19 protein-coding genes are annotated in these 21,092 nt (G+C 61.1%); 13 read left to right on the top strand and 6 right to left on the bottom strand.

The window, feature by feature from the left end; translation table 11 throughout:
• Positions 1-25 precede the first annotated feature (25 nt).
• From aceE to VDQ83_RS07805, 3 genes are all read left to right on the top strand, one after another.
• A complete protein-coding gene (gene aceE / locus VDQ83_RS07795) occupies positions 26-2,716 on the top strand; it encodes a pyruvate dehydrogenase (acetyl-transferring), homodimeric type (RefSeq protein ID WP_455434464.1) in 2,691 nt (896 codons plus the stop codon).
• 379 nt (positions 2,717-3,095) lie between these two features.
• On the top strand, positions 3,096-5,450 hold the full coding sequence (locus VDQ83_RS07800; RefSeq protein ID WP_455434465.1) for an ATP-binding protein: 2,355 nt from the start codon (positions 3,096-3,098) through the stop codon (positions 5,448-5,450).
• Positions 5,447-6,370, top strand: a complete 924-nt coding sequence (locus VDQ83_RS07805; protein WP_455434466.1) for a hypothetical protein — start codon at positions 5,447-5,449, stop codon at positions 6,368-6,370. The genes VDQ83_RS07800 and VDQ83_RS07805 overlap by 4 nt, the downstream gene beginning before the upstream one ends.
• Here VDQ83_RS07805 and VDQ83_RS07810 read toward each other — a convergent pair.
• Together VDQ83_RS07810 and VDQ83_RS07815 are read right to left on the bottom strand one after the other, a co-directional pair.
• On the bottom strand, positions 6,320-7,627 hold the full coding sequence (locus VDQ83_RS07810; RefSeq protein ID WP_455434467.1) for a DNA cytosine methyltransferase: 1,308 nt from the start codon (positions 7,625-7,627) through the stop codon (positions 6,320-6,322). The two genes, VDQ83_RS07805 and VDQ83_RS07810, sit on opposite strands and share 51 nt — an antisense overlap.
• A 334-nt stretch (positions 7,628-7,961) precedes the next feature.
• Positions 7,962-8,498, bottom strand: coding sequence for a very short patch repair endonuclease (locus VDQ83_RS07815; RefSeq protein ID WP_455434468.1), 537 nt, complete (start codon positions 8,496-8,498; stop codon positions 7,962-7,964).
• Between the two features lie 255 nt (positions 8,499-8,753).
• Between VDQ83_RS07815 and VDQ83_RS07820 the strand changes: the two genes are divergently transcribed.
• The 4 genes from VDQ83_RS07820 to VDQ83_RS07835 all read left to right on the top strand — a co-directional run bounded on the left by VDQ83_RS07820 (position 8,754) and on the right by VDQ83_RS07835 (position 12,121).
• Positions 8,754-9,353 (top strand): XAC0095 family protein, encoded by a 600-nt coding sequence (locus VDQ83_RS07820; protein WP_455434469.1) that lies wholly within the window; start codon positions 8,754-8,756, stop codon positions 9,351-9,353.
• A 159-nt stretch (positions 9,354-9,512) separates the two neighbouring features.
• Positions 9,513-9,653 (top strand): SymE family type I addiction module toxin, encoded by a 141-nt coding sequence (locus VDQ83_RS07825; protein ID WP_455434470.1) that lies wholly within the window; start codon positions 9,513-9,515, stop codon positions 9,651-9,653.
• 134 nt (positions 9,654-9,787) lie between these two features.
• Positions 9,788-10,276: a hypothetical protein gene (locus VDQ83_RS07830; RefSeq protein ID WP_455434471.1), complete on the top strand. Its 489-nt coding sequence runs from the start codon at positions 9,788-9,790 to the stop codon at positions 10,274-10,276.
• A 27-nt stretch (positions 10,277-10,303) separates the two neighbouring features.
• Positions 10,304-12,121, top strand: a complete 1,818-nt coding sequence (locus tag VDQ83_RS07835; protein WP_455434472.1) for an XVIPCD domain-containing protein — start codon at positions 10,304-10,306, stop codon at positions 12,119-12,121.
• A 462-nt stretch (positions 12,122-12,583) separates the two neighbouring features.
• On the opposite strand, the gene VDQ83_RS07840 is transcribed toward VDQ83_RS07835, so the two are convergent.
• The gene (locus tag VDQ83_RS07840) at positions 12,584-13,234 is read right to left on the bottom strand and encodes a TetR/AcrR family transcriptional regulator (RefSeq protein ID WP_455434473.1); all 651 of its coding nucleotides are present in this window, start codon (positions 13,232-13,234) and stop codon (positions 12,584-12,586) included.
• A gap of 531 nt (positions 13,235-13,765) precedes the next feature.
• On the opposite strand from VDQ83_RS07840, the gene VDQ83_RS07845 reads away from it, so the two are divergent.
• On the top strand, positions 13,766-14,452 hold the full coding sequence (locus tag VDQ83_RS07845) for a MipA/OmpV family protein (RefSeq protein ID WP_455434474.1): 687 nt from the start codon (positions 13,766-13,768) through the stop codon (positions 14,450-14,452).
• Positions 14,453-14,487: 35 nt separating this feature from the next.
• Entirely contained in the window at positions 14,488-14,727 is a 240-nt protein-coding gene (locus VDQ83_RS07850; protein ID WP_455434475.1) for a hypothetical protein, read from the top strand.
• A 13-nt stretch (positions 14,728-14,740) separates the two neighbouring features.
• Here the strand turns inward: VDQ83_RS07850 and VDQ83_RS07855 are convergent, their stop codons facing one another.
• On the bottom strand, positions 14,741-15,328 hold the full coding sequence (locus tag VDQ83_RS07855; RefSeq protein WP_455434476.1) for a hypothetical protein: 588 nt from the start codon (positions 15,326-15,328) through the stop codon (positions 14,741-14,743).
• A 56-nt stretch (positions 15,329-15,384) separates the two neighbouring features.
• Positions 15,385-16,626: a hypothetical protein gene (locus VDQ83_RS07860; protein WP_455434477.1), complete on the bottom strand. Its 1,242-nt coding sequence runs from the start codon at positions 16,624-16,626 to the stop codon at positions 15,385-15,387.
• 330 nt (positions 16,627-16,956) lie between these two features.
• Here VDQ83_RS07860 and VDQ83_RS07865 point away from each other — a divergent pair, with 330 nt between their 5' ends.
• From VDQ83_RS07865 to VDQ83_RS07880, 4 genes are all read left to right on the top strand, one after another.
• Positions 16,957-18,309 carry an SAM-dependent methyltransferase gene (locus tag VDQ83_RS07865; RefSeq protein WP_455434478.1) on the top strand — a complete coding sequence of 451 codons (1,353 nt, stop codon included), beginning with the start codon at positions 16,957-16,959 and terminating at the stop codon, positions 18,307-18,309.
• 43 nt (positions 18,310-18,352) lie between these two features.
• Entirely contained in the window at positions 18,353-19,267 is a 915-nt protein-coding gene (locus VDQ83_RS07870; RefSeq protein WP_309918735.1) for a hypothetical protein, read from the top strand.
• Positions 19,268-19,312: 45 nt separating this feature from the next.
• On the top strand, positions 19,313-19,954 hold the full coding sequence (locus VDQ83_RS07875; protein ID WP_455434479.1) for a hypothetical protein: 642 nt from the start codon (positions 19,313-19,315) through the stop codon (positions 19,952-19,954).
• Between the two features lie 202 nt (positions 19,955-20,156).
• Positions 20,157-20,729 carry a hypothetical protein gene (locus tag VDQ83_RS07880; RefSeq protein WP_455434480.1) on the top strand — a complete coding sequence of 191 codons (573 nt, stop codon included), beginning with the start codon at positions 20,157-20,159 and terminating at the stop codon, positions 20,727-20,729.
• A gap of 59 nt (positions 20,730-20,788) precedes the next feature.
• On the opposite strand, the gene VDQ83_RS07885 is transcribed toward VDQ83_RS07880, so the two are convergent.
• The gene (locus VDQ83_RS07885; RefSeq protein WP_455434551.1) at positions 20,789-21,061 is read right to left on the bottom strand and encodes a hypothetical protein; all 273 of its coding nucleotides are present in this window, start codon (positions 21,059-21,061) and stop codon (positions 20,789-20,791) included.
• Between the last annotated feature and the right edge of the window lie 31 nt (positions 21,062-21,092).

Below are 21,092 nucleotides of genomic sequence, written 5' to 3' on the forward strand. Positions count from 1 at the left end.
CGTGCGTGCGACCGACGGGAGCGCTATGAACTGGTTGAACGAGGTGCTGCAGAACGATCCGAACCCCACTGAGACCCAGGAGTGGATCGAATCGCTCAAGGCCGTCATCGATGTGGCGGGCCCCGAGCGCGCGCATCAGCTGCTGGAGGACATGGTCGAACTGACCCGCCGCTCCGGTGCCTACCTGCCGTTCTCGCCGACCACCGAGTACGTCAACACCATCGCCCCCGCCAACGAGGCCAAGAGCCCGGGCGATGCGGCCATCGAGTGGAAGATCCGCTCGATCATCCGCTGGAACGCCATGGCCACCGTGGTCCGCGCCAACCGCAAGCCGGGCGACCTGGGCGGCCACATCGCCTCCTTCGCCTCCAGCGCCACCCTGTACGACGTGGGCTTCAACCACTTCTGGCGCGCCCCGTCCGACAACCACCCGGGCGACCTGCTCTACATCCAGGGCCACAGCTCCCCGGGCGTCTACGCCCGCGCCTTCCTGGAAGGCCGCATCAGCGAAGACCAGCTCAACAACTTCCGCATGGAAGTGGACGGGCAGGGCATCTCCTCCTACCCGCACCCGTGGCTGATGCCGGATTTCTGGCAGACCCCCACCGTGTCGATGGGCCTGGGCCCGCTCAGCGCCATCTACCAGGCGCAGTTCATGAAGTACCTGGAGCACCGCGGCCTGATCGAGAAGTCCGACCGCAAGGTGTGGTGCTTCATCGGCGACGGCGAGAGCGACGAGCCCGAGACCCTGGGCGCCATCGCCCTGGCCGGCCGCGAAGGCCTGGATAACCTGATCTTCGTGGTGAACTGCAACCTGCAGCGCCTGGACGGCCCGGTGCGCGGCAACGGCAAGATCATCCAGGAGCTGGAAGGCGTGTTCCGCGGCGGCGGCTGGAACGTCATCAAGCTGCTGTGGGGCGGCTACTGGGACGCGCTGCTGGCGCGCGACACCGACGGCGTGCTGCGCAAGCTGATGATGGAAACCGTCGACGGCGAATACCAGAACTGCAAGGCCTTCGGCGGCGCCTACACCCGCGCCAACTTCTTCGGCAAATACCCGGAGACCGCGGCCATGGTCGCCGGCCTGTCCGACGACGACATCTGGCGCCTGAACCGCGGCGGCCACGATCCGCACAAGGTCTACGCCGCCTACCACCAGGCGGTGAACACCAAGGGCATGCCCACCGTGATCCTGGCCAAGACGGTCAAGGGCTACGGCATGGGCTCCTCGGGCGAATCGCTCAACCCCACCCACCAGACCAAGAAGCTGGACGACGACGCCGTGCGCGCGTTCCGCGACCGCTTCAACATCCCGCTCAGCGACAAGCAACTTGCCGACGCCGAGCAGGTGCCGTTCTACCACCCCGGCCCGGATTCGCCGGAAGTGCAGTACCTGCAGGAACGCCGCGCCGCGCTCGGCGGCCACCTGCCGCAGCGCCGCCGCAAGGCCGACCAGTCCTTCGACGTGCCCGGCCTGGACAAGTACGACCGCCTGCTCAAGTCCAGCGGCGAGCGCAGCTATTCCACCACCATGGCCTTCGTGCAGAGCCTCAACATCGCCCTGCGCGACAAGGACCTGGGCCCGCGCATCGTGCCCATCGTGGCCGACGAAGCGCGCACCTTCGGCATGGAAGGCATGTTCCGCCAGATCGGCATCTACGCCCCGTTCGGCCAGAAGTACAAGCCGGTGGACGCGGACCAGCTGATGTTCTACCGCGAGGACCAGTCCGGCCAGGTGCTGCAGCAGGGCATCAGCGAGCCGGGCGCCATCTCCTCGTGGATGGCCGCCGGCACCAGCTACTCGGTCAGCAACGTGCCGATGCTGCCGTTCTACATCTACTACTCCATGTTCGGCTTCCAGCGCGTGGGCGACATCGCCTGGCAGGCGGCGGACATGCGCACCCGCGGCTTCCTGCTCGGCGGCACCGCCGGCCGCACCACGTTGAACGGTGAAGGCCTGCAGCACGAAGACGGCTTCAGCCAGGTCATCGCCGGGTCGATCCCGAACGTGCGCAGCTACGACCCCACCTTCGGCTACGAAGTCACCGTGGTCATGCAGTACGGCATGAAGCGGATGATGCAAGAGCAGGTGGACGAGTACTACTACATCACCCTGATGAACGAAAACTACACCCACCCGGAAATGCCGGCCGGTGCAGAAGAAGGCATCATCAAGGGCATGTACCTGCTGACCGACGCCGGCAAGCCCAAGAAGGGCGAACTGCGCGTGCAGCTGCTGGGCTCGGGCACCATCCTGCGCGAAGCCATTGCCGCAGCGGAGCTGCTGGACAAGGACTTCGGCGTCACCGCCGACATCTGGTCCTGCCCCAGCTTCAACGAACTGCGCCGCGACGGCTTCGACGCCGAGCGCTGGAACCGCCTGCATCCGGAAGGCGAGCAGCGCAAGCCGTACGTCACCCAACTGCTGGAAGGCCGCCAGGGCCCGGTGATTGCGGCAACGGACTACGTGCGCGCCTTCGCCGACCAGATCCGTGCCTTCGTGCCGACGCACTACACCGTGTTGGGGACCGATGGTTTCGGCCGCTCGGATACCCGCGCCAACCTGCGTCGCTTCTTCGAAGTGGATCGGTACTACATCGCGCATGCCGCGATCGCGGCGCTGGCGAAGGACGGGAAGATGACCGGCAAGGATGTGGCTCGGGCGATCAAGCAGTACAAGATTGATCCGGAGAAGGCTAATCCGGTTGGGGTTTGACCAAGCTAAACATATGAAAGAGCGGCCGAAAGGCCGCTTTTTTTTACTTACCCTCTCACCGCCCGAGTAGTGCCTTTAGGTTGAATATGAGTGGGGTAGGAGGACGGGCAATAGCCTTGAAGTTAAAGCGAGCTCGGCTCGTTGAAGTTGAGCGCTTGAAGTGTTCCCTTAATGGGGCAAACACCACGGTAGAAATAGATCTCCTGCATATGTCCTGCTGCTCTGAGCGAGGCGGCGGAAGCTACGCTACGTCTATCTTGTCTACGAGATGCGACGCAACTGATCGCATGCTGGCTGTGGCACGCTCTAATTGAGGCGGGAATTTATTGGGTGGCGGGAGTATCCTTGATCATTGTTCTGAGCATGCCGGGGGCTGAGCTTGGCGACTACGGGTAATTTGCACTTCGATGTCAGTACGGGCCTTAAGCGAGTGCTGGGCCGCGAACTAATTACGGATGATGAGGTCGCTGTCTTCGAGCTTGTCAAAAATTCCTTCGACGCTGGCGCGGACAGTGTGCAGCTGCACTTTGGCGAAGACATGATTGTCGTTGCGGATAACGGCAATGGCATGTCTTATGACGACCTCACGGGCAAGTGGCTGTTCGTTGCCTATTCGTCAAAGCGCAGCGATCGTGCCCCAGACGACTTCCGTAATATCGCCGCTGAGCGCCGACACTACGCGGGTAGCAAGGGGATCGGTCGCTTCTCGTCTGATCGGTTGGGAGAGGAGGTCGTTATACAAAGCCGCCCTCGAGGCCGGGCTAAAGCGGTTCATAGGCTGGATGTTAATTGGGAACTGTTCGAAAGAGATGCCAAAGAGCACTTTGAAAAAGTGCCTGTGCACTACGTAGAGCAGGATGGGTTCCATCTGCCGCGCGAGATGCGCAAGTTCGAGTCCAAGCTCAAACATGGCACAGTGGTGACCATCCAGCGGCTTAGACGGCCATGGCCGCGACAGCGCATCTTGGACTTGAAGGCATCACTCGCGAAATTGATTAACCCTTTCGGTGAAGATGCTGATGGCTTTAGCATCCATATCACGGCGCCAGCCGAGTTGGCAGAAGATAAGCAACTTATCGCCACACTTGGAAAGGAAGGAGATAAGCCGCTGCCCAAGGACCTAGTAAATGGTCGGATAGGAAATTTCATCTTCACCACGCTTCAAGACAAGACAACATTTATTCGGGTGGCTATCGAAGGTGATGAGCTTTACACGACGCTCACGGACCGTGGCGAGGTGATCTACCGGATTGTCGAACCGAACCCTTACCAAAAACTGTCGTCAGCCGGCTTCAAGTGCGAGATCTATTACTTAAATCAATCAGCCAAGGCCACCTTTACCCGGCGTGTTGGATTGCCTTCGATTCAATTCGGGTCAGTCTTCCTTTTTAGGAACAATTTCCGGGTCTACCCAATCGGTGAGGACGGGAACGATTGGTTTGGCTTTGATCGCCGTAAGCAGCAGGGTTATGCGCGCTTTCTAGGAACGCGTGAAATCATCGGGCGCGTCGACGTTTCTGGATCCGATGAAGAATTTCAAGAGGCATCTAGCCGCAATCAGGGTCTGATAGGAACGCCTGCGGTCGAGCAATTGCACAAGGTGGTCATGGAACATTGCCTGAAGCGGCTAGAGAAGTATGTGGTCCCGGTGTCTTGGATTGACAAGGCTGATGCCAATACTGACGACCTTTCGCGATTGATGACTGACCCAGGGCGAGCCCGAGTATCAGCAGCTGTCGCCAATCTTGTGGACAATGAGAAAGTACGTCTGCTTGAGTACAGCAAACGGCTTGTTGACTTAATCAACGAAAGGTCAAGTGACTTCGAAGCGTCGCTCGTTAGCCTTCGCGCAATTGCAGAGAAGACGGGCGACAAAAAAATGTTAGCTCGACTAGAAGCCGCTGAGCGTCGATTCGACGATCTAAAGAAGTCTGAGGCGGATGCACGGCGAGTTGCTAACAAGGCGCTTGCAGCTGCCGAAGCCGCGACTCGGCGTGCCGATACGGCCGAAGCAGAAGCAGAGACGGAAAGAAGGAGGTCACATTTCCTTGAATCTTTCGTCACCGTTGACGCTGCCACAATTTTGAATTTACACCATCAGGTGACAATTTATGCAGTGGACATTGCGCAGCAGATCGAGAATTTTTTAACTGAGACTGCAGGCAAGAGTTCGGTTCCACGCGAAACAGTTCTTAAAACGCTGGAGCAGATGGCATTTCTTAATAGGAAAGTAATGTCGGTTACAAAGTTCGCAGCGAAGGCAAAATTCAAACTGGACTCCGAAAAGATTGAAACTGATATCGCCTCTTTTATTTATGACTACATCGAGCAAATTGCTCGCACTACGGGTAGCGCTCGGCTGCAGATTTCAGTCGAGAACAATCATCCAGGCCTCAAATTACGTTTCAATCCAATAGATGCTTCCATTGTTGTCGACAACCTAATCAGCAATGCCAAGAAGGCTAAGGCATCGCGGATTAAGTTTGTTTTGTCTCAGGAGGACAAGAATGGCCTGAAAATTCATGTCAGTGACAACGGGCGTGGCTTGGCCGCCGGCACGAATCGCTTGCGTATTTTCGAGATGGGCTATACAACGACGCAGGGGTCAGGTCTCGGCCTATATCATGTTAGGCAGGCTCTTGGGGAAATGGGCGGGAGTATTGAGCTTGATGATAATATTCAAAAAGGCTTGGGGCTAGTTATCAAGGTCGCCGCAAAGGGGAGGGGCGCGTGAGACTTGACTTCAATGTCTTGTGGGTGGATGACCAGCCGGGGCGCGTGGCCGCTCAAATCAAAAGTATCTCATCGAAAATGGCAGCCGAGGGCTTTGAGTTCAAGCCTCGTCAGTGCACGACGATTAATGAGGTGATAGAGGCTATCTCCGAGGATGTTTTTACAGATGAGATTGACTTGATCCTGGTGGACTGGGATCTGGGCAATGGCGCGCACGGCGAGGATGCCATTGGACGTGTCCGGGAGACGGTTCAGTACAAGGATGTGGTCTTCTATTCCGGGCAATTGTCGGTTGTGGAGCTGCGTCAAAAGGCTTACGAGAAGCAGTTGGAGGGGGTTTACTGCGCCAGTCGTGAGGATCTTGTCGACGAGGTGGTTGGTGTCTTTGAATCGTTGATCAAAAAGGTACTCGACCTCGATCACACGCGCGGTATCGTAATGGGCGCTACCAGCGACATTGACCACATGATTAACGCCTGCTTGACCTTGGCACACAACAAGCTGGATGAAGAGGGCAAGGCCCAATTTATCAAGGAAGCGCTGAAGCGTGTGGCAGCCCAGGTGAAGAACGTCGCCAAGCTGGGTGACAAGCTTAAGGAGGCCCCTAGTACCGAAGCTCTGTTCGACGCACACATGCTTTTAACTTCCGACCAGCGCTTGCGTTTACTAGCAAGCATCTTGAAAATGAGAGAATTTGCAGCGCACGCAGCGGGAGTGGCAGCAGTAAAATCGTATCGTGAGGGCGTTGTCGGTGGCCGTAATAAGCTGGGGCATGCGGTATTGGTTCCCCAGGGCAAGCCAAGCAGCGTGGTTTATGGAAATGGTGGGGTTGTGGACATCAATGAGATGCGCGAGCTTCGCAAGCTAATCTTAGGTTTGCGCGCGGAGTTCCGTGCTCTGCTGAATGCGATGCAGGCGTGATCGCGTATTGCTGACGCCATTATTGGTTTTTGGAGTCTTATTCTTGAGTAGGTCTGTCAAGGCCTCACCAATCGCTCTTGCAACAAGCGGCGGAACTGCGTTCGCTACTTGAGTAAAGCGAGGGACCTCTTGTTTTCGGAGGTGGCCGCCGGTTGTGTACTTTCCTTGAAAAGAGTACCAATCCGGAAAAGTCTGTAGCCGCGCGTTTTCACGAACCGTTAGCGTGCGGGGCTCCGAATAATGCAGAAGGTCATCAGGCATGCTGGTAATCGTTGGGGATGGGCGATCAGGATCAAGCACTCGCAGTGCCATCTTCTTGAGGCCGAAGCGAGCTCGCATCTCAGCACCAATACTGATGTTGAGGCGACCTTGCGCGTGACTAAGCTCGATGATCTCCTTAAAGCGGCAGGCGATCTCCTCTGCGTGTCGCGCTAGTCGGAGGCCCGTAGGCGCCTTGCATCCCGCATTCATCATTTTTTGGTAATGCGTGAGCGGACCTGCATAGCGCGTTTCTTCGAAGCCTTTGCTCTCAACAGACGGCTGCTTTCCGCTACGGCTTATCTCGAGGTCAGAAATCGCAGCCCCAGACGAAACTGGCACAGTCAGGCGCTGTGAGCGTAAGAATGAAGGCAGATTGCTACGGAGGTACGCAAACGGATCCGGTATATTCAATTCTGAGCGGAACGCCAGGACGAAATAGCGCGTGCGTGCCTGGGGAACGCCAAACGTCGAGAGGTCGAGCAGCTGCTCATGGACCGTGTACTCGTCAGACAGCTGCGCCTTGAGCAACTGAGAGAAATTCTTTATTTCGTCCCCGGTGCTGAAATCAAGCGTGAATCCTCGGACGTTCTCGATCAAAACTGCTTTGGGCTTTATGATGTCAACTAAATCTAAATAAGAAGCGAAAAGCTGATTGCGTGGATCATCATGCTTGCGCCGTCCGGCACTGGAAAAGCCTTGGCACGGTGGTCCGCCAACAAGAACGTCTACGCTGCCGGAAATGTTTTCGAGCTGGCCCCGATAGTTGCTAAGAAGCTCGACGATGCCAATCGGTTTCTTTGGGAGCCAGCGCGGCCACGTGTACTTGTGCGGCGATCCCTTAGTCAGTAGGTTCGCCTTGAGTGTGGCGAAAGCGAACTTGTCGCGCTCGATTGCAAAGCGCCCAGTCCAGCCTGCCTGCATTAGGCCGAGTGACAAGCCGCCGCAACCTGCAAAGGCGTCAACGAACGTCAGTGGCTTGGCGGATGATCGCGGCATTGACTATCAGTTCCCGTTGTTGTCGGCAGGCCATCTTCTATTATGCCTGTGATCCTGTTAGACAGCCAAGTGGTTTGAGCTAAAACAGCGCCTGGGTGAGCTCGCCGGCGGTTCTGTGGCAGGCGGCATGCTTTCGTCCACTCGCAAAGCTCTGAGCGATGGTGCGGTCTGCGCGTTCTGACGCAGGCCATCTGAAGCTGAGCATCCAGATATGCTCTTTATTTCTCTGATGAAAGTTTAATATGGTGGAAACTTCTCGGATTTCCTAAAAATGTAATGAAACAATATTGCAAGGTGGTGACGCATGAAAATCTAGTGGGTAGCTTCTGTGGCATTAAAGCTTATTGCGGCCCGAAATTTTTTTATAAAGCCTCTCCAGTCGGCGATCATTGAGTTGGCAAGCCCAGATGACACAAACTAACCAACCATCCTTCCTCAAACTGCGAATGGCTCTGGCGTCGCGCCTGCGGTTCCCCGTGATCTTATCTGTCCAGTAATCCGTCCGGGTTTTTGGCATCTTCCAGGCATGGCAGCCCTCATGCCCATGCCAAAAACAGCCATGTACGAAGATCGCAACTTTTCGCGACCTAAAAACCAAGTCTGGCCTCCCGGGCAACCTGCGGTCATGGAGCGAGTAACGCAAGCCGCGACTATGTAAGTACCTCCGTACGATCATCTCGGGCTTGGTGTCACGGCCTCGAATCCGGGACATCAAGTAGCTTCTGGCCTCTTTGCTCATGAAATCCATGGAGCAATAGAACATCCGGTATGGCGTGAAATCAACTAGCGATGCCAAATTGATCATGTCTCCTGCCAGCATCCCTAAAGCCCCGCCTATGGGCGCCATGGGCCCATTGCTGGTCGTTGACATTTCATTTGTCCAGTAGCAATGTTAGTGGCAAGGAGCGTCGAAACTCCCCTAACAGCGGTACCCACCTCCGACAAACCGGTGGGTTTTTTGTGCCCGATGCTCGGGCGCAAGCCGACGCGATGCCTGCGTCGGGAGGGCGGCTAATACAACACCCTTCGGGGAAATACGCCCGCCGTCTGTTAGCGGTTTCGAACCTCCCGACTTCCCGTCCGCCATGCGTGGCGGGCGGACCCTTCATGGAACGAGGAGGCAACGATGGCGTACGACCGTTTGGACGAGGAAGACATGCCCGGCTATTTCCTGCCGGAGGAGAGCCAGTTCCGGCTGGCGAAGCTGCGCGATCACGTGAGGTTCCTGGTCCGGCTGGCGCAGCCGCGCACGCCGGACGAGGAACGTGCCGCCGAGCCCAAGGTGCGCATGGGCGAGCTGGCGCTGTGTCTGGAGCTGTTGGCCGACCAGGCGGAGCTGGTGCTGGACGCGCTGTCCTATCCTGCGCAGCGGACCGACACAACGCGCGGCGCCCAGCCCGCTGCCACCGTCGAGGCGGCGCCGGACGCGGGCGGCGGCGCCTTCCGCGTCACGCTGGTGCAACTCGACCGGCTCACCCTGCTGGCCGAGACCGTCTCGGCCCATGCCCGGGTGGTGGCGGCCGGCGATGCAACCGCGCGTGCCGGCCAGGCATTGCCAGAGGTGGGCGACACGCTCTGCGATGCAGCGGACGCGATGCGGGCGCTGCTGCTGCAGATCGAGCGCCAGCCGCTGCACGAACCAACGCCCAACGGCGTACGTGAGGAGCGGGCGGTCTATGCGGTGGAGTGGGCTGCGCCGCCTGCGGGCGGCGTGCGGCTGCACTGATCGCGGCCTGGGTGGGATGCGGTAGGGATGCGTCGCCGGAGAGGGCTGGCCTCGTGGTGCGGGGCCGGCCCTGGAATGCAGCGAGCGTCAGTGCGCGAGCAATGGGAGTGAGGTACCTGAGGGAATAAGCGGCGGTCATGCGACCACCCAGCCCATCCATTGCGCCCTGGCCTATCCCGTGTTGCACCGCCCCGCCGGCGACCGCCGCGCCCGGTCCTGCGCCTGAGCGGCCTGTGGCTGGAGCAACTGGGCTTCGCCATCGGCAGCAGGCTGCAAAGCACCTGCCAGGGCGGTAGATAGGTGATGGAGCTGGCAAATTTTGATCGCGATTGACGTGGACGCGCAACCGGCGGTGGGCTATTTTCCACGTGGCTAGCCCACAACGTGGCGGCACGTGCCTAGGGCGCGTGTAGCCGTCCAAGCAAGGAGTGTGCATGACAACCAAGTTCTTCCGGGGCTTCCTCCTGACACTGGTTCTCATGACGGGGTGTACCTCCGTATCGGCTGGCGACAAAGATGCTGTGCCGGCGAAGAGATCGCTATGCGAACAGTCACGCGGCTGGGGTGGTAGCGCATCGTCGGCAGCCAGTCAGATTGAGCCTCAGGTGGCTGAGGACGACAGCGGGCGCACCTATCGTTTCGATCTTGGCGGCCGCGGAGGAGTCCGGTCACTGGATGCCAGCTGTGGTTGGGGAAGCTACGCCGAGTGCGATATCAAAGTGCTTCAAGTTGACGGCGCGAGCTATCATTTCCCGGAAATGTCGACGTTCGGCCTATGGGAGTCGCAAGACAACCTTTATCTCCTTTATCGCATCGTTGCCCCCAAGGACGATGCGGCAGCTGGCAAGCGCCGAGTGGTGAAGGTGGGGAATCCCCCGCTTGAAGTCTGCAATGAGATTGGGGATTACTCGAACATCATGTAGTTGTGCTTTTTGATACGGAGATCATGCATGCCTATCGTCTATCGCCAACTTACCCAAGATCAGTACAACACGCTGACTGGTGATTTGATCAAGCTCACTGAAAGCTTGCACGCCCGGTCGCAGGACGTAGGGGATGGACGGGCAACCATCGGCTATGGGTACACCTTCAATCGTTCCAACAATACCGAGATCTGGCGAGATTCGGGAGTCGGTCTCTCCGAAGCACAGTGGCGCCAGCTTGCTGCCATTGATGCTGCCGCCCCAGGCGACCGCACAAGATTGGGCTTGCAGTTCGACAGGACGCTCAACGCGGCTGAGGGCGATAGGCTGCTATCAGCGTCCATGCCTGAATATGAGCGGCCGATTGCTGGCCTGAACATGCCGATGTCGCAGGAGCGCGCCGCACTGGTGTCGCTGGTCTACAACCGTGGCGCCGGGTCCTATAACGCCAATATGCAGCCGTTTCGGGACGCGGTTACTTCGGGGGATCGCGCCGAGGCTTGGTTCGAAATGCGGTACAACGCGTGGGGCAGTAACGCGACTGCCGAGGCCGGCCTGCGCAAGCGCCGCGTGATGGAAGCAGAACTGTTTGGCCTCTACAACGATCCCAACAACGTAACGCCCGAGGAGGCGTTGTCGACCTATGGCATGTATCAACAACACCGAGACCGCATCAGTCGGGACGAGACACGGTGGGGCGTTGACGTGGATGGAAATCCAGGCCGCCGCAACCTGATTGCCGAGGCGAACCGCGACTACGCCACCCTGTTGGCCGGTCGTGGTGAAGTGCAAACGCTGGCGCAGTCCTTGGAGCCTGCCCGCGTACGTCTGCTGTCCGACCTACGTGAGCAGCATCCGGAGATCGCGGACCGTTTGACGGAAAATGCATTCAATGCTGGTTCGATCTATGTCGATCCAGGCAGGGATTCAGCGCGTGTGGCGGTAGACGCCAACCATGCTGCCACGCTCGATGCGACCCGCAGCCGTGGTGGCAATGAGGTCGCCAATAACGATCTGCTGTTGGGGCAGGGAGGAAACGACACGCTGATCGGAGGACAAGGAAATGACGTTCTGATCGGTGGAGGTGGCCGTGACGTGCTGCAGGGTGGCGCCGGTAATGACACGTATGTCGTTGGTGACGGTGATGTGGTCAGGGACGCCGATCGCAGCGGGCAAATATTCTGGAGCGGCCAGCATCTCACAGGCGGCATTCGGCAAGTACAAGACCCAGAGGGTGTGTTTCGAAGTGCGGACAGTCAACATACCTACCATCTGGAAGGTGCTGATTTGTTGATTCGCAACGGACAGGGTCAAACCGTGACTGTCCAAGACTATCAACCTGGTAGCCTCGGCATCGAATTGGGTGAAGCGCGCCGACAGGATCGGGACAGGGCTTCGATAGCTGATCCTGATCTGCGTCACGTTGATAGTCGCCCGGTCTCTCCAGCGGATCAACGGCAGCCAGAGTCGCTCGCCGCAAATCCGCTGGTGGATCAAGCACGAAGTGCTGTGCATCGCTTGGATGCCTCGCTTGGCCGGGCATCGGACGATGCCAGCGAACGGATGACCGCGAGCTTGGCTGGGTTGGCGCGAGAAAATGGCCTGACTCGTATCGATCACGTTGTTCTGAGTGAGAAGACCGAACGACGTGCCGCCGGAGAGAATGTTTTCGTGGTGCAAGGTGCCTTGAACGATCCGGCACACCTGCGTGCTCACATGAGTACCGAACAGGCCGTTGCTACTCCGGTGCAGGAGTCGATGCAACGGCTGCAAGAGCTGGAGCAACGACAGGTACTGGCTCAAGCTCAGGAGCAGACCACACCGCACCGAACGATGGGAGTATAGGCCCGTTGCTGATCGCCTTTTGGGCTCTAGATGCCGGGGCCTGGTAAGCCGTTAAATCGGTATCCCTCGCGGTGCCGAGGGAGTTTCGGATAGCGTGGCAGCTTCCAACGTGGCTGGCATCGCTGTGAAAAAGAAGCTCGAGCAGTTCAGGCAGGGTGGCGCGGTGACCGGCAACTCAATCAATGGTTCGGCCACGAAGCGGTTTTGCCGGAACGTGTTCCGCTGAAGCCTGGGGGAGCAGTCTTCGGCGTAGGCGGTGCCGCATCCAAACTGACTGGTTGGATCACATGCGCCTGTAGGTAAGGGCGCCGGCAAGTAGCGCTTACGATCCTCTCTTGTGGCTTACTTCTTCGTCGACCCCTTGCCACATAGACTGATGTTGATTCTCGCGGCGCGCACGGGCTACTGCGCCGGTGTGATCGCTGTGCGGCTTGATGCTTGCGAAGGCCTCGACCGCCGTGCCTACGGCTCCAGCAATTGATGCAGCAGCTTGCGGTGTGTTTCCTTCATGCGTTCCACCTCTTCCGTGGCGGCGTCGCCGAACACCAGTTTGGCGATGCCGGCGTAGACGAACGGGGTCATGGCGAAGTGGAAGTGTTCGCTGAGCGGGCTGCGCTTCATCCGGCCCGCCGCCACCTGTTCGTCGACGATGGCCTGGCGTTCGGCGCGGGCGCTGACGTTGGATTCGTTCCACTTCGTCAGCACGTCCGGGATGCGGTGCCCTTCGGCGATCATCAGCCGCAGGATGGCCAGGGCCTCGGGCGTGAACGAGGCATAGGTGACATCGACCAGGTTGTCGATGAAGCCGGGCACGTCGTGGGTGTCCTCGATCTGGCGCCAGTTGCCTTGGCTCCTTCCCAGTGCGGACAGCGACCGCAGCAAGGTCTCGAAGATCTCGTCCTTGCTGGAGAAATGCACGTAGACGTTGGCCTTGGAGATGCCGACGCGCCGCGCGATCATGGCGATGCTGGTGGCGGCGAAGCCCTGCGCGCTGAACTCGACCAGCGCGGCCTCCAGGATCTGCTTGCGGCGGATCTCCGGGGAAAGTCGCGTCCTTTTCTTCTTGGTGCCATCCGCCGTTTCAGGCGTCTTTTTCGCGTTCTTCGTCGCCATCGGTGCCTCCATCGTTCGGGCCGTTCCGGTCCCGCCAGGGCCAAGCCGGGCAAGTCTGCAAACGCGGCAAGCGACCTTGACCCGTCAGTGTAGCGGGTGGCGCCACGGCGGCGGCAGTGGCTGGACCGGCTGCAGCATTGGGTTGGCTTGTGCTGCGCTGACGCGGTGCATATCGGGATGCAGCGAGCGGCGGGCGCGCAAGCTGAACGCCCAGTTACCGCAGTCGGTCGTGTAATGACCGTTCGGTCATTATAGCGCTAGGATCTCTACTGTCCGGTCGGTCAGTAAGGCGATGTTCCCACTACGCGACGCGGCGGCGATCGGGCGGGAGCGGCCGCTCTGCCGCCAGGGCAACCCCTAACCGCTTGCCGGCCGCCGATGGCCGGCCCTATCGAGGATTCAAAGATGCGTCATGAGGAATCTCATCGTTCGTCGCCAAACACATCTTCGCCGCGCGCGGCTCTGGGGTGGGCTGGTGTTCTTTCCATCGGACTGGCCGCTGCGCTGCCCGCCGGCGCCCAGGAGGCCGAGGTGCCGGAGGCCAAGAGTTCGCGTTGGGGAATCGGGCTGGGCGCCGCGGTGATCGATCGCCCCTACCGCGACTACGACCAGGAAACGAAGGGGCTGCCGATCGTCTATTTCGAGAACCGCTGGACGGAAATCAATGCGGGGCGGTTCGACTTCAAGATCAACGACAGCGACGTGCTGAACTTCCGCGTGCGCGCACGCTACGCCATGGACGGCTACGACCCGGAGGACTCCGATTACCTGCAAGGCATGCAGGAGCGCGACGACAGCATCTGGGCCGGCGCTGCGGTGACCTGGAACAGCCCGTTTGCCGAGATCTCCGCCGAATACCTGGTGGACGTGATGGACAAGAGCGAAGGCGCGCGCGGACGCGTGCAGGCCGAGCACCGCTTCGGCATGGGCCGCTTCGGCCTGACACCGCGTGTGGCCGCGGAATGGGTCGACGACAAGTACGTGGCCTATTACTACGGCGTGCGTCCCGAGGAAGCCACGCTGGCCCGCCCGGCCTATGACGGCGAGGGCACGGTCAATGTCGAGCTGGGCCTGCGGCTGGACTACAGCCCTGCCGAGCGACACACGTTCTTCGTGGACGTGGCCGGTACCCAGTACGGCGACGGGATCAAGGACAGCCCATTGCTGGAGAAATCGCGGCAGACCCGGATCTCGGCCGGCTATCTGTTCCGCTTCTGACACGACACCGCACCGGCGGCGCACGCGACGTTGCCATGCATCGGCAGCACGCGTGCGATGCCTTCCACCGCAGTTTGCAGATGGAGCGACGCATGTTTCCTGGATCTTCGAAGCGAAACCAGTCTTCCCCGCCGCACCAGGACAGTGGCTACTGGTTCGACTTGCCCGACATCAAACGGCGCAACGCGCGCCGGCAGAGAGGACGTTTGGTCGGGATCGGCTTGGCCGTGGCGGCGGTGTTGCTGATGTTCGTGCTGTTCGGCGACAGTGCATGAGAACGCAGCGGCGCTACCGCTGCAGTACCGCAGGTGCCTCCACTTCGATCCGCACGGGCACGCCAAGCGCTTGCGTCAGCTCCGCTTCCTTCGCCTTGCCGCCGGTACCGTCTGGCGCGACCGCGATGACGATCGCGCCGCTGCGTTCGTCCACGTAGCGGGCGTGCGCCGTCGGCAACGCCGCCGCGATCTTGGCCGTGCTGTCGGCCAGGATCCGGTTCAACTCCGCGAACGAGTGGGCGGCGCCGGGCTCGAACACGACCTGCAGCGTGCTGCCTCCCACGGTGTGCGTTTCCGGTGCCACGGGGTCCGTGCCGGTGAGCCGAACGACGATCCGCTTCTGCTTGCGCTCATAGTAGAGCCCGGCCAGGCGTTCGGCGTACTGCGCGCGGATCCGCTCCACGATCGGGCCGGTGGCCGACTCGATCCGTTCGTCCGGCGCGGCTGCTGCCGGCGTCGTCGCGGCCGCGTCGGCCGGCGCGCTCGCCGGCCTTGGCGTGGTGTCGTCTGCCGTGCCGCATCCCGTTGCGCCCAAGCACATCATCAATGCAATTCCCGGAACTCGCATGGCGCTTCCCACGTTGGCCAGAAGATCGGCCATATATACACCGGCCGATCTCCAGTACACGCTGCGCAGCATCATGCCGCGCCCGCGCTCTACGGATAGAGCAGGTTGAGTCCCATGCTGTCGTAGGCCCAGTCGGTGCTGGTGTAGTAGCACGGGCTGCCGCCTGCGGTGGGTCCGGCGAAGTGGATGCCCGCGGCGAGCGTGGTGCCGGTGAACCAGGGGCCGCCGCTGTCGCCGCCGATGCAGAACAGTGAGGCGCCGGCCACGCGCACGTACACCGCATTGCAGGCGGAGGTGTTGCTGGGGCCGCAGATGCTGCCGGGGTTGGCCACGGTCGACTGCACGCTGCCGCAGTTGTAGCCGCCGTTGCGACCGTAGTGGCAGTGCACGGCGCCGGTCGTGGTTGCGGCGCGGGTGCGACGGCCGGTCGCTGCGCGCCAGGCGTCGGCGTAGAAGTAACCACCGAACGCGACGGCGGTGTTGCCCAGGCGCAGCAGGTCTGCATTCGCGTTGGCCAGCAGCGCCACCTCGTTCAGCGTGTGCGATGCGCCATCGATGCCGGAGTAGGTCTGTGCCGCGCCGGTGTCGCAATGCCCGGCCGTCAGCACGCCGTGCTGGTTGCTGGCTGCATGGTTGACCGCGAAGCCCGTGGTGCACAGCGACGAGATGCTGCCGCTGCCATAGACCGCCTGCGTCACCGCGCGCGGCGAGGCTTCGATGCGCACCGGTACGCCCGCGAGCTGCTCGAGCTGCCTGGTCAGTCGGGCCGTGCTGCGGGTGCCCTGGTCCACCTCGATGACGATCGAACCGGTGCGTTCGTCGACGTAGCCGGCATGGACGCCGGATGCCTTCTCGCGCAGGCCGGTCGCCAGCGCACGTTCCAGTCCGCTGGTCAGTTGCGCGACGGTATGCGTCGCACCGGGCACGAAGGTCACTTCGAGCGGATCGGTGCCGAAGGTGTGGAACTGGGTGCGAACCGCCTGGTCGCCGGTCAGGCGCACGACCAGCCTGTCCGCCGGAGCGTGTTCGAGGTACATGCCCGCGAGCCGATTGGCGTATTGCGTGCGCAGCGTGTCCGCTAGGTCGGCGGCGTGCTCCTGCACGTTGATGATGCTGCGGGCACGTGCGGGATCGACATCCAGTGCGGCCGCAATGGCGGGCAGATCGTGCTCTACCGCCTGCGCCGCTGTCAGCGCATCGCTCGGCGCTGCCTGCGCCGCCGCTGCGTTCGCGGCGCCTGCCGCCACCGCTGCCATGGCCGCTGCCAGGGCCAAGCCCATGCCGTGCATCTTTATCGTCTTGGTTCCTGTTGCCGACAGCCGCGCGCTCAACCGTTCGAGGTTCATCGTCGCTCTCCTGTGGATGGAAGGTCGCGGGATGCCGCGACCAAGGCGACTGTAGGAAGCACGCCTTCCGTTTTTCTGTGATGGACAGGATGGTCTGGCCAGGGTGCCGAGACTTGTCTACCCCAAGTGCCAGGGCGCGGAATGCACTTCACTGCGAGAAGCAATGCGTGACGCCTCGGTTTACTGGGTTTATCTGGAGAAAATCAAAGAAAACCTAGATCTGAAATCCATATTTACGCGCTTGAGATGTCTACAAACTATTTTTTGAATCGGCGTAGCGTCTATCCACATCTCTCTGAAACCGGGGCGGCCTTTATGTCAAGCGGCGAGCAAGGTGCTGTGCGTGAGAAACAGGGAAGGCTGGTTGTCATCGGTTCCGGAATCAAGGCCGTGTCGCATTTCACGCTGGAAGCCCAGGCGCATATCCAGCAGGCGGACATCGTGCTGTACGCCGCCGCCGACCCGGTCACCGATATGTGGATCGAGGCGCAGAACTCCAATGCCTTCGATCTCTACGAGTACTACGCCGACGACAAGGCGCGAATCATCACCTACGTGCAGATGATCGAGCGGATCATGGCCGAAGTGCGTGCGGGAAAATATGTTTGCGCGCTGTTCTACGGCCATCCCGGGGTGTTCGTGACGCCGTCCCACAACGCGATCGAGATCGCGCGCCAGGAAGGCTACGACGCGGTGATGCTGCCGGCGGTTTCCGCCGAGGATTGCCTCTATGCCGACCTGGGTGTGGACCCGAGCGTGCCGGGCATGCAGATCTACGAGGCCACCGATTTCCTGCTGCGCCGGCGCAAGATCGATACCACCGCCAACTTCGTGCTGTGGCAGGTCGGTTGCATCGGCGATCTTGGCTTCAAGTTCGGCGGCTACAAGAACGACAAGTTCGATGTGCTGCTCGATTATCTCGAAGAGATCTACGGCCCCGATCATCCCGCGATCAATTATGTCGCCAACATGTTCGCCGGCCCGCCGCAGATCGATCGCTATGTGATCCGCGACTATCGCGATCCGGAGGTGAAGGCGAAGGTGTCCGGCATCTCCACGTTCTTCATTCCGGCCAAGGACGCGATCCAGTCCGATCCGGACATGCTCGCCAAGCTCGGCCTGGCCAAGATCAGCGAGGCGCGGCGCACGCCGCTGATCTGCGACCGCGACGATTATCCGGTCTTGGCCGAGATCGCCCGTCGCAACATCCACAACCACAAGGTGCCTGCTGGCTATAAGTACAGCTTCGCCTCCGAGCCGCTGTACCAGACGCTGCTCACGCTTGCACTGGACCAGCGCGCCCAGGGCGAGTTCCGCACCAACCCCAAGGCCTACCTCGACGCCCGTGCTGGCCTGACCGCCGACGAGCGGCGTTCGCTGCTGCTGCAACACACCGGCGTGACCCGGATGATGTTCAAGCGCGATCCGGACAAGGAGGCGGTGCGCTTCGTGGGCGCCGCGCTGCTCGATCCGGCGTTGGCACGCGACTATCGCGACCGGCAGGCCGCGGTCGCGCAGGCCGTCGCCGACCGCGAGATCGCCATCGGGGAATACGAAGGCCTGGTCGCGTCCTGGCTGCGGCAGCGCGGCTACGCCGCCACGCCCTCCGCGGTGACCCGCGCCATGGCCGACGTCCACACCAGCAAAGACAGCTTGATAGAAGCCTGATCTTCCGCCGCTCCTTCCATCTGCAGGACAAGAGGACACGACAATGGCGACCTTCGATCCGTCCGGAACCTACATGACCAGCTGGCTGCAACCGGACGGGAAAACCTATATTCCCGGCCCGGTGGTGATCGATGCCAGCAGCCAATCGATCACGCTCAATGGCGCGGCGATCAACTCCCCGGCGTTCACCGCGACTGGAGTGAGCTGGTCCGCGTCGAGCAACAACGCGACCTCGGCGCAGCTGACGTTCTACCAGAATGCCGGCGTCAACGGCTTCGTCGGCCTGTTCGCGCAGGGCAGCGACCCGCTGCCGGCGGCCAACAATCTGTTCGGCAATGCCGGCACCGCGACCCAGCAACTGTCCACGTGGAACGGCACCTACAATCTGTTCAGTCTGACCAGTGACGGCAAGAGCACGGAGCTCAGCGACAAGCTGGTGATCAATGCGCCCGAGGTCACCTATGCCGGATCGGTCGTCAACAAGCCGGTCTATACCGGCGAAAAGGGGCCGAACGGCGAGATCGACCAGCTCGCATGGTTCAGCCAGAACGGCAATCCGCAGAACGCAATCATCCAGTTCTCCAATTCGCAGGCACCGACGCTGACGCTTTACGGGGAGATGTGGAACAGCGGAGCGCAGCCCACCTACGTGAACCTCTCGGGGACCACCAAGTCGACGACCAGTCCGCCGAACATCACCGTGATCGCCGCGATGATCAGCAACACGACGACGGAAGTGACCACCGAGGTGACCACGGAAGTCACCACGGAGGTGACCACCGAGGTCACGACCGAAGTGACCACCGAAGTCATGACCGAGGTCGCGGTCGCGGTGGTCGAAGTGCTGGCGGAGGAGGACGACAATCCGTCGCTCGGGTCGGCGAAGGCGTCGCGCCCCAAGGACGACACGGTGGCGGCGGAAGACCTGCTCACCAAGGCGCTGGCGCTTGCGGGCTAGGCCGCGGCGCCGGTTCGGTGCGGCCGACGAAGGGTAGGGCCCGTCATGGCATCCATCGCATCCCCCGTCCGGTTTTGCAGCCCGGCGACGGTCGACGTGGCAGGGCGTGCCCTGCCGCTGTCGTCGGTCTTCGCCTACGACACCGCACGCTGGGACCTGCGCGCGATCGTGGCCGAATTCTTCGGCACCGACGCGCTCGAAACGCTGCATCTGGATCCGCGCTGGAACCCTCGGGATGCGGACCTCGCGTTGCCGCACCACTTCATCACCCGCAACAGCTGGGATGTCAGCAAGGCCTTGCGTGAGGCGGTGACCGAGCGCTCGATGGCGCTCATCCACTCGCTGGTCTTCGACCACATCGCCGGATTCGTCGGTCCGATCCGCAGCCTGCAGCCGGAGGCGATGATGCGCGTCAACTTCCATGGCTCTCGGGCGATCCTGCGTTTCCACCGCGACGAGGAGTACGGGCAGCGGCCGAATCTGGTCAACATCTGGTTGCCGGTAACGCGGACCCACGGCAGCAATTCGATGTACGTGGAGTCCGCGCCGGGCCTGAGCGACTTCAAGCCGGTGGAACTCGAGTACGGCGAAGGCTTCATGTTCTACGGCACGGAAATGGTGCACGGCACGCTGGACAATCTGAGCGGCGGCACCAGGATCTCCTACGATTTCCGTTTTTCGCTGTAGCTACCGACGGTCCGGATCAAGCCAGCGCGCCGGCATCGCAGCGCGAGTGCCGTACAGGGTCATTGAGGATTTGCAGGCCTTCCCGAGCGGCGGACGCTTCGGACCCTGAGCGCGGTCGAGGAACCGGGCGCCTGGCCGATAACGCGTCCATCGGCATCGCGCTATCGCTTCGATGCTTCCCGCTCGACCATGGAGGTCCTGTTTGAGTCTGTTCCCTCGCGAGTTTTGCTGGCTGATGCTGCTCGTCCTGCCGTTCTGCGCGGCTGCGGGAGGAGGCGCCGCCGATGGTCTGGTCGCCGCGCCTGCCCGCCTGCGTACGTTCGGCCAAAATGGCGTGGGCCTCACCCTGAACACCAACGCGATGTGCGAGGACCAGTACGACGAGGAAATCGAGGTGCCCGGTTCGCTCGGCAATGCGTTCCGTTCGATGGTCGGCGAGATTCCCGGCACCTCGCTCGGCATGCCCGAGACCGGCAGCATACGCACGATCAACGAGGGCAAGGTGAGCATGGTCAAGCCGTACTACCGCGAATATGCGTTGGTGGCGGGCAAGCCGGTCATGGTGCAGGCCGATATCCAGTCGGCCGCGAACATCAGATGCAGCGGAACACCATGGCCCGTTGGCTACGTCAGGTGCCACGGCATGGATGCGCTTCACTTCGCCAGGATCGCCGCGCCGGCTGAAGCAATACCAGTGCCAGACCGCGGCATCGAATGGAAAAAACGCGCTTGTTCACCGGTTGCACGCTGCCTATCGCCGTGCGTTGGCCGCTGACGTCTTGTCCATGATCGGAGCCGGTTCAGCTCTGCAGGCGAGGTGATTGACGGCGCTGCTCAACCCGCTTCCTGAGCTCGCAAGTGGCCGATCAGCAGCGCATGCAGCACTGGCGGCATTGGCAGGTCGCGCTGGCCTTCGTCCCATTGCTGCAGGAACGGAGCCAGATGGTCGCGGTGCCAAGCGCTGAGGCGCTCGCGCGCGGCCTGGCGTGTCCGCAGGCGCTCGACGATCGCCGTGGCACCGGCCTCGTCGCCATGCTGCAGGTGATGGAAGACGAAGGCCAGCAACAGGCTGTCGGGGCTGTCGAACAGCACGTCCGGTGGCACCATGCCGTCGTCATCGCCTTCTTCCAGCAGGTGC

It is taken from the genome of Xanthomonas sp. WHRI 7945 (assembly GCF_035026585.1).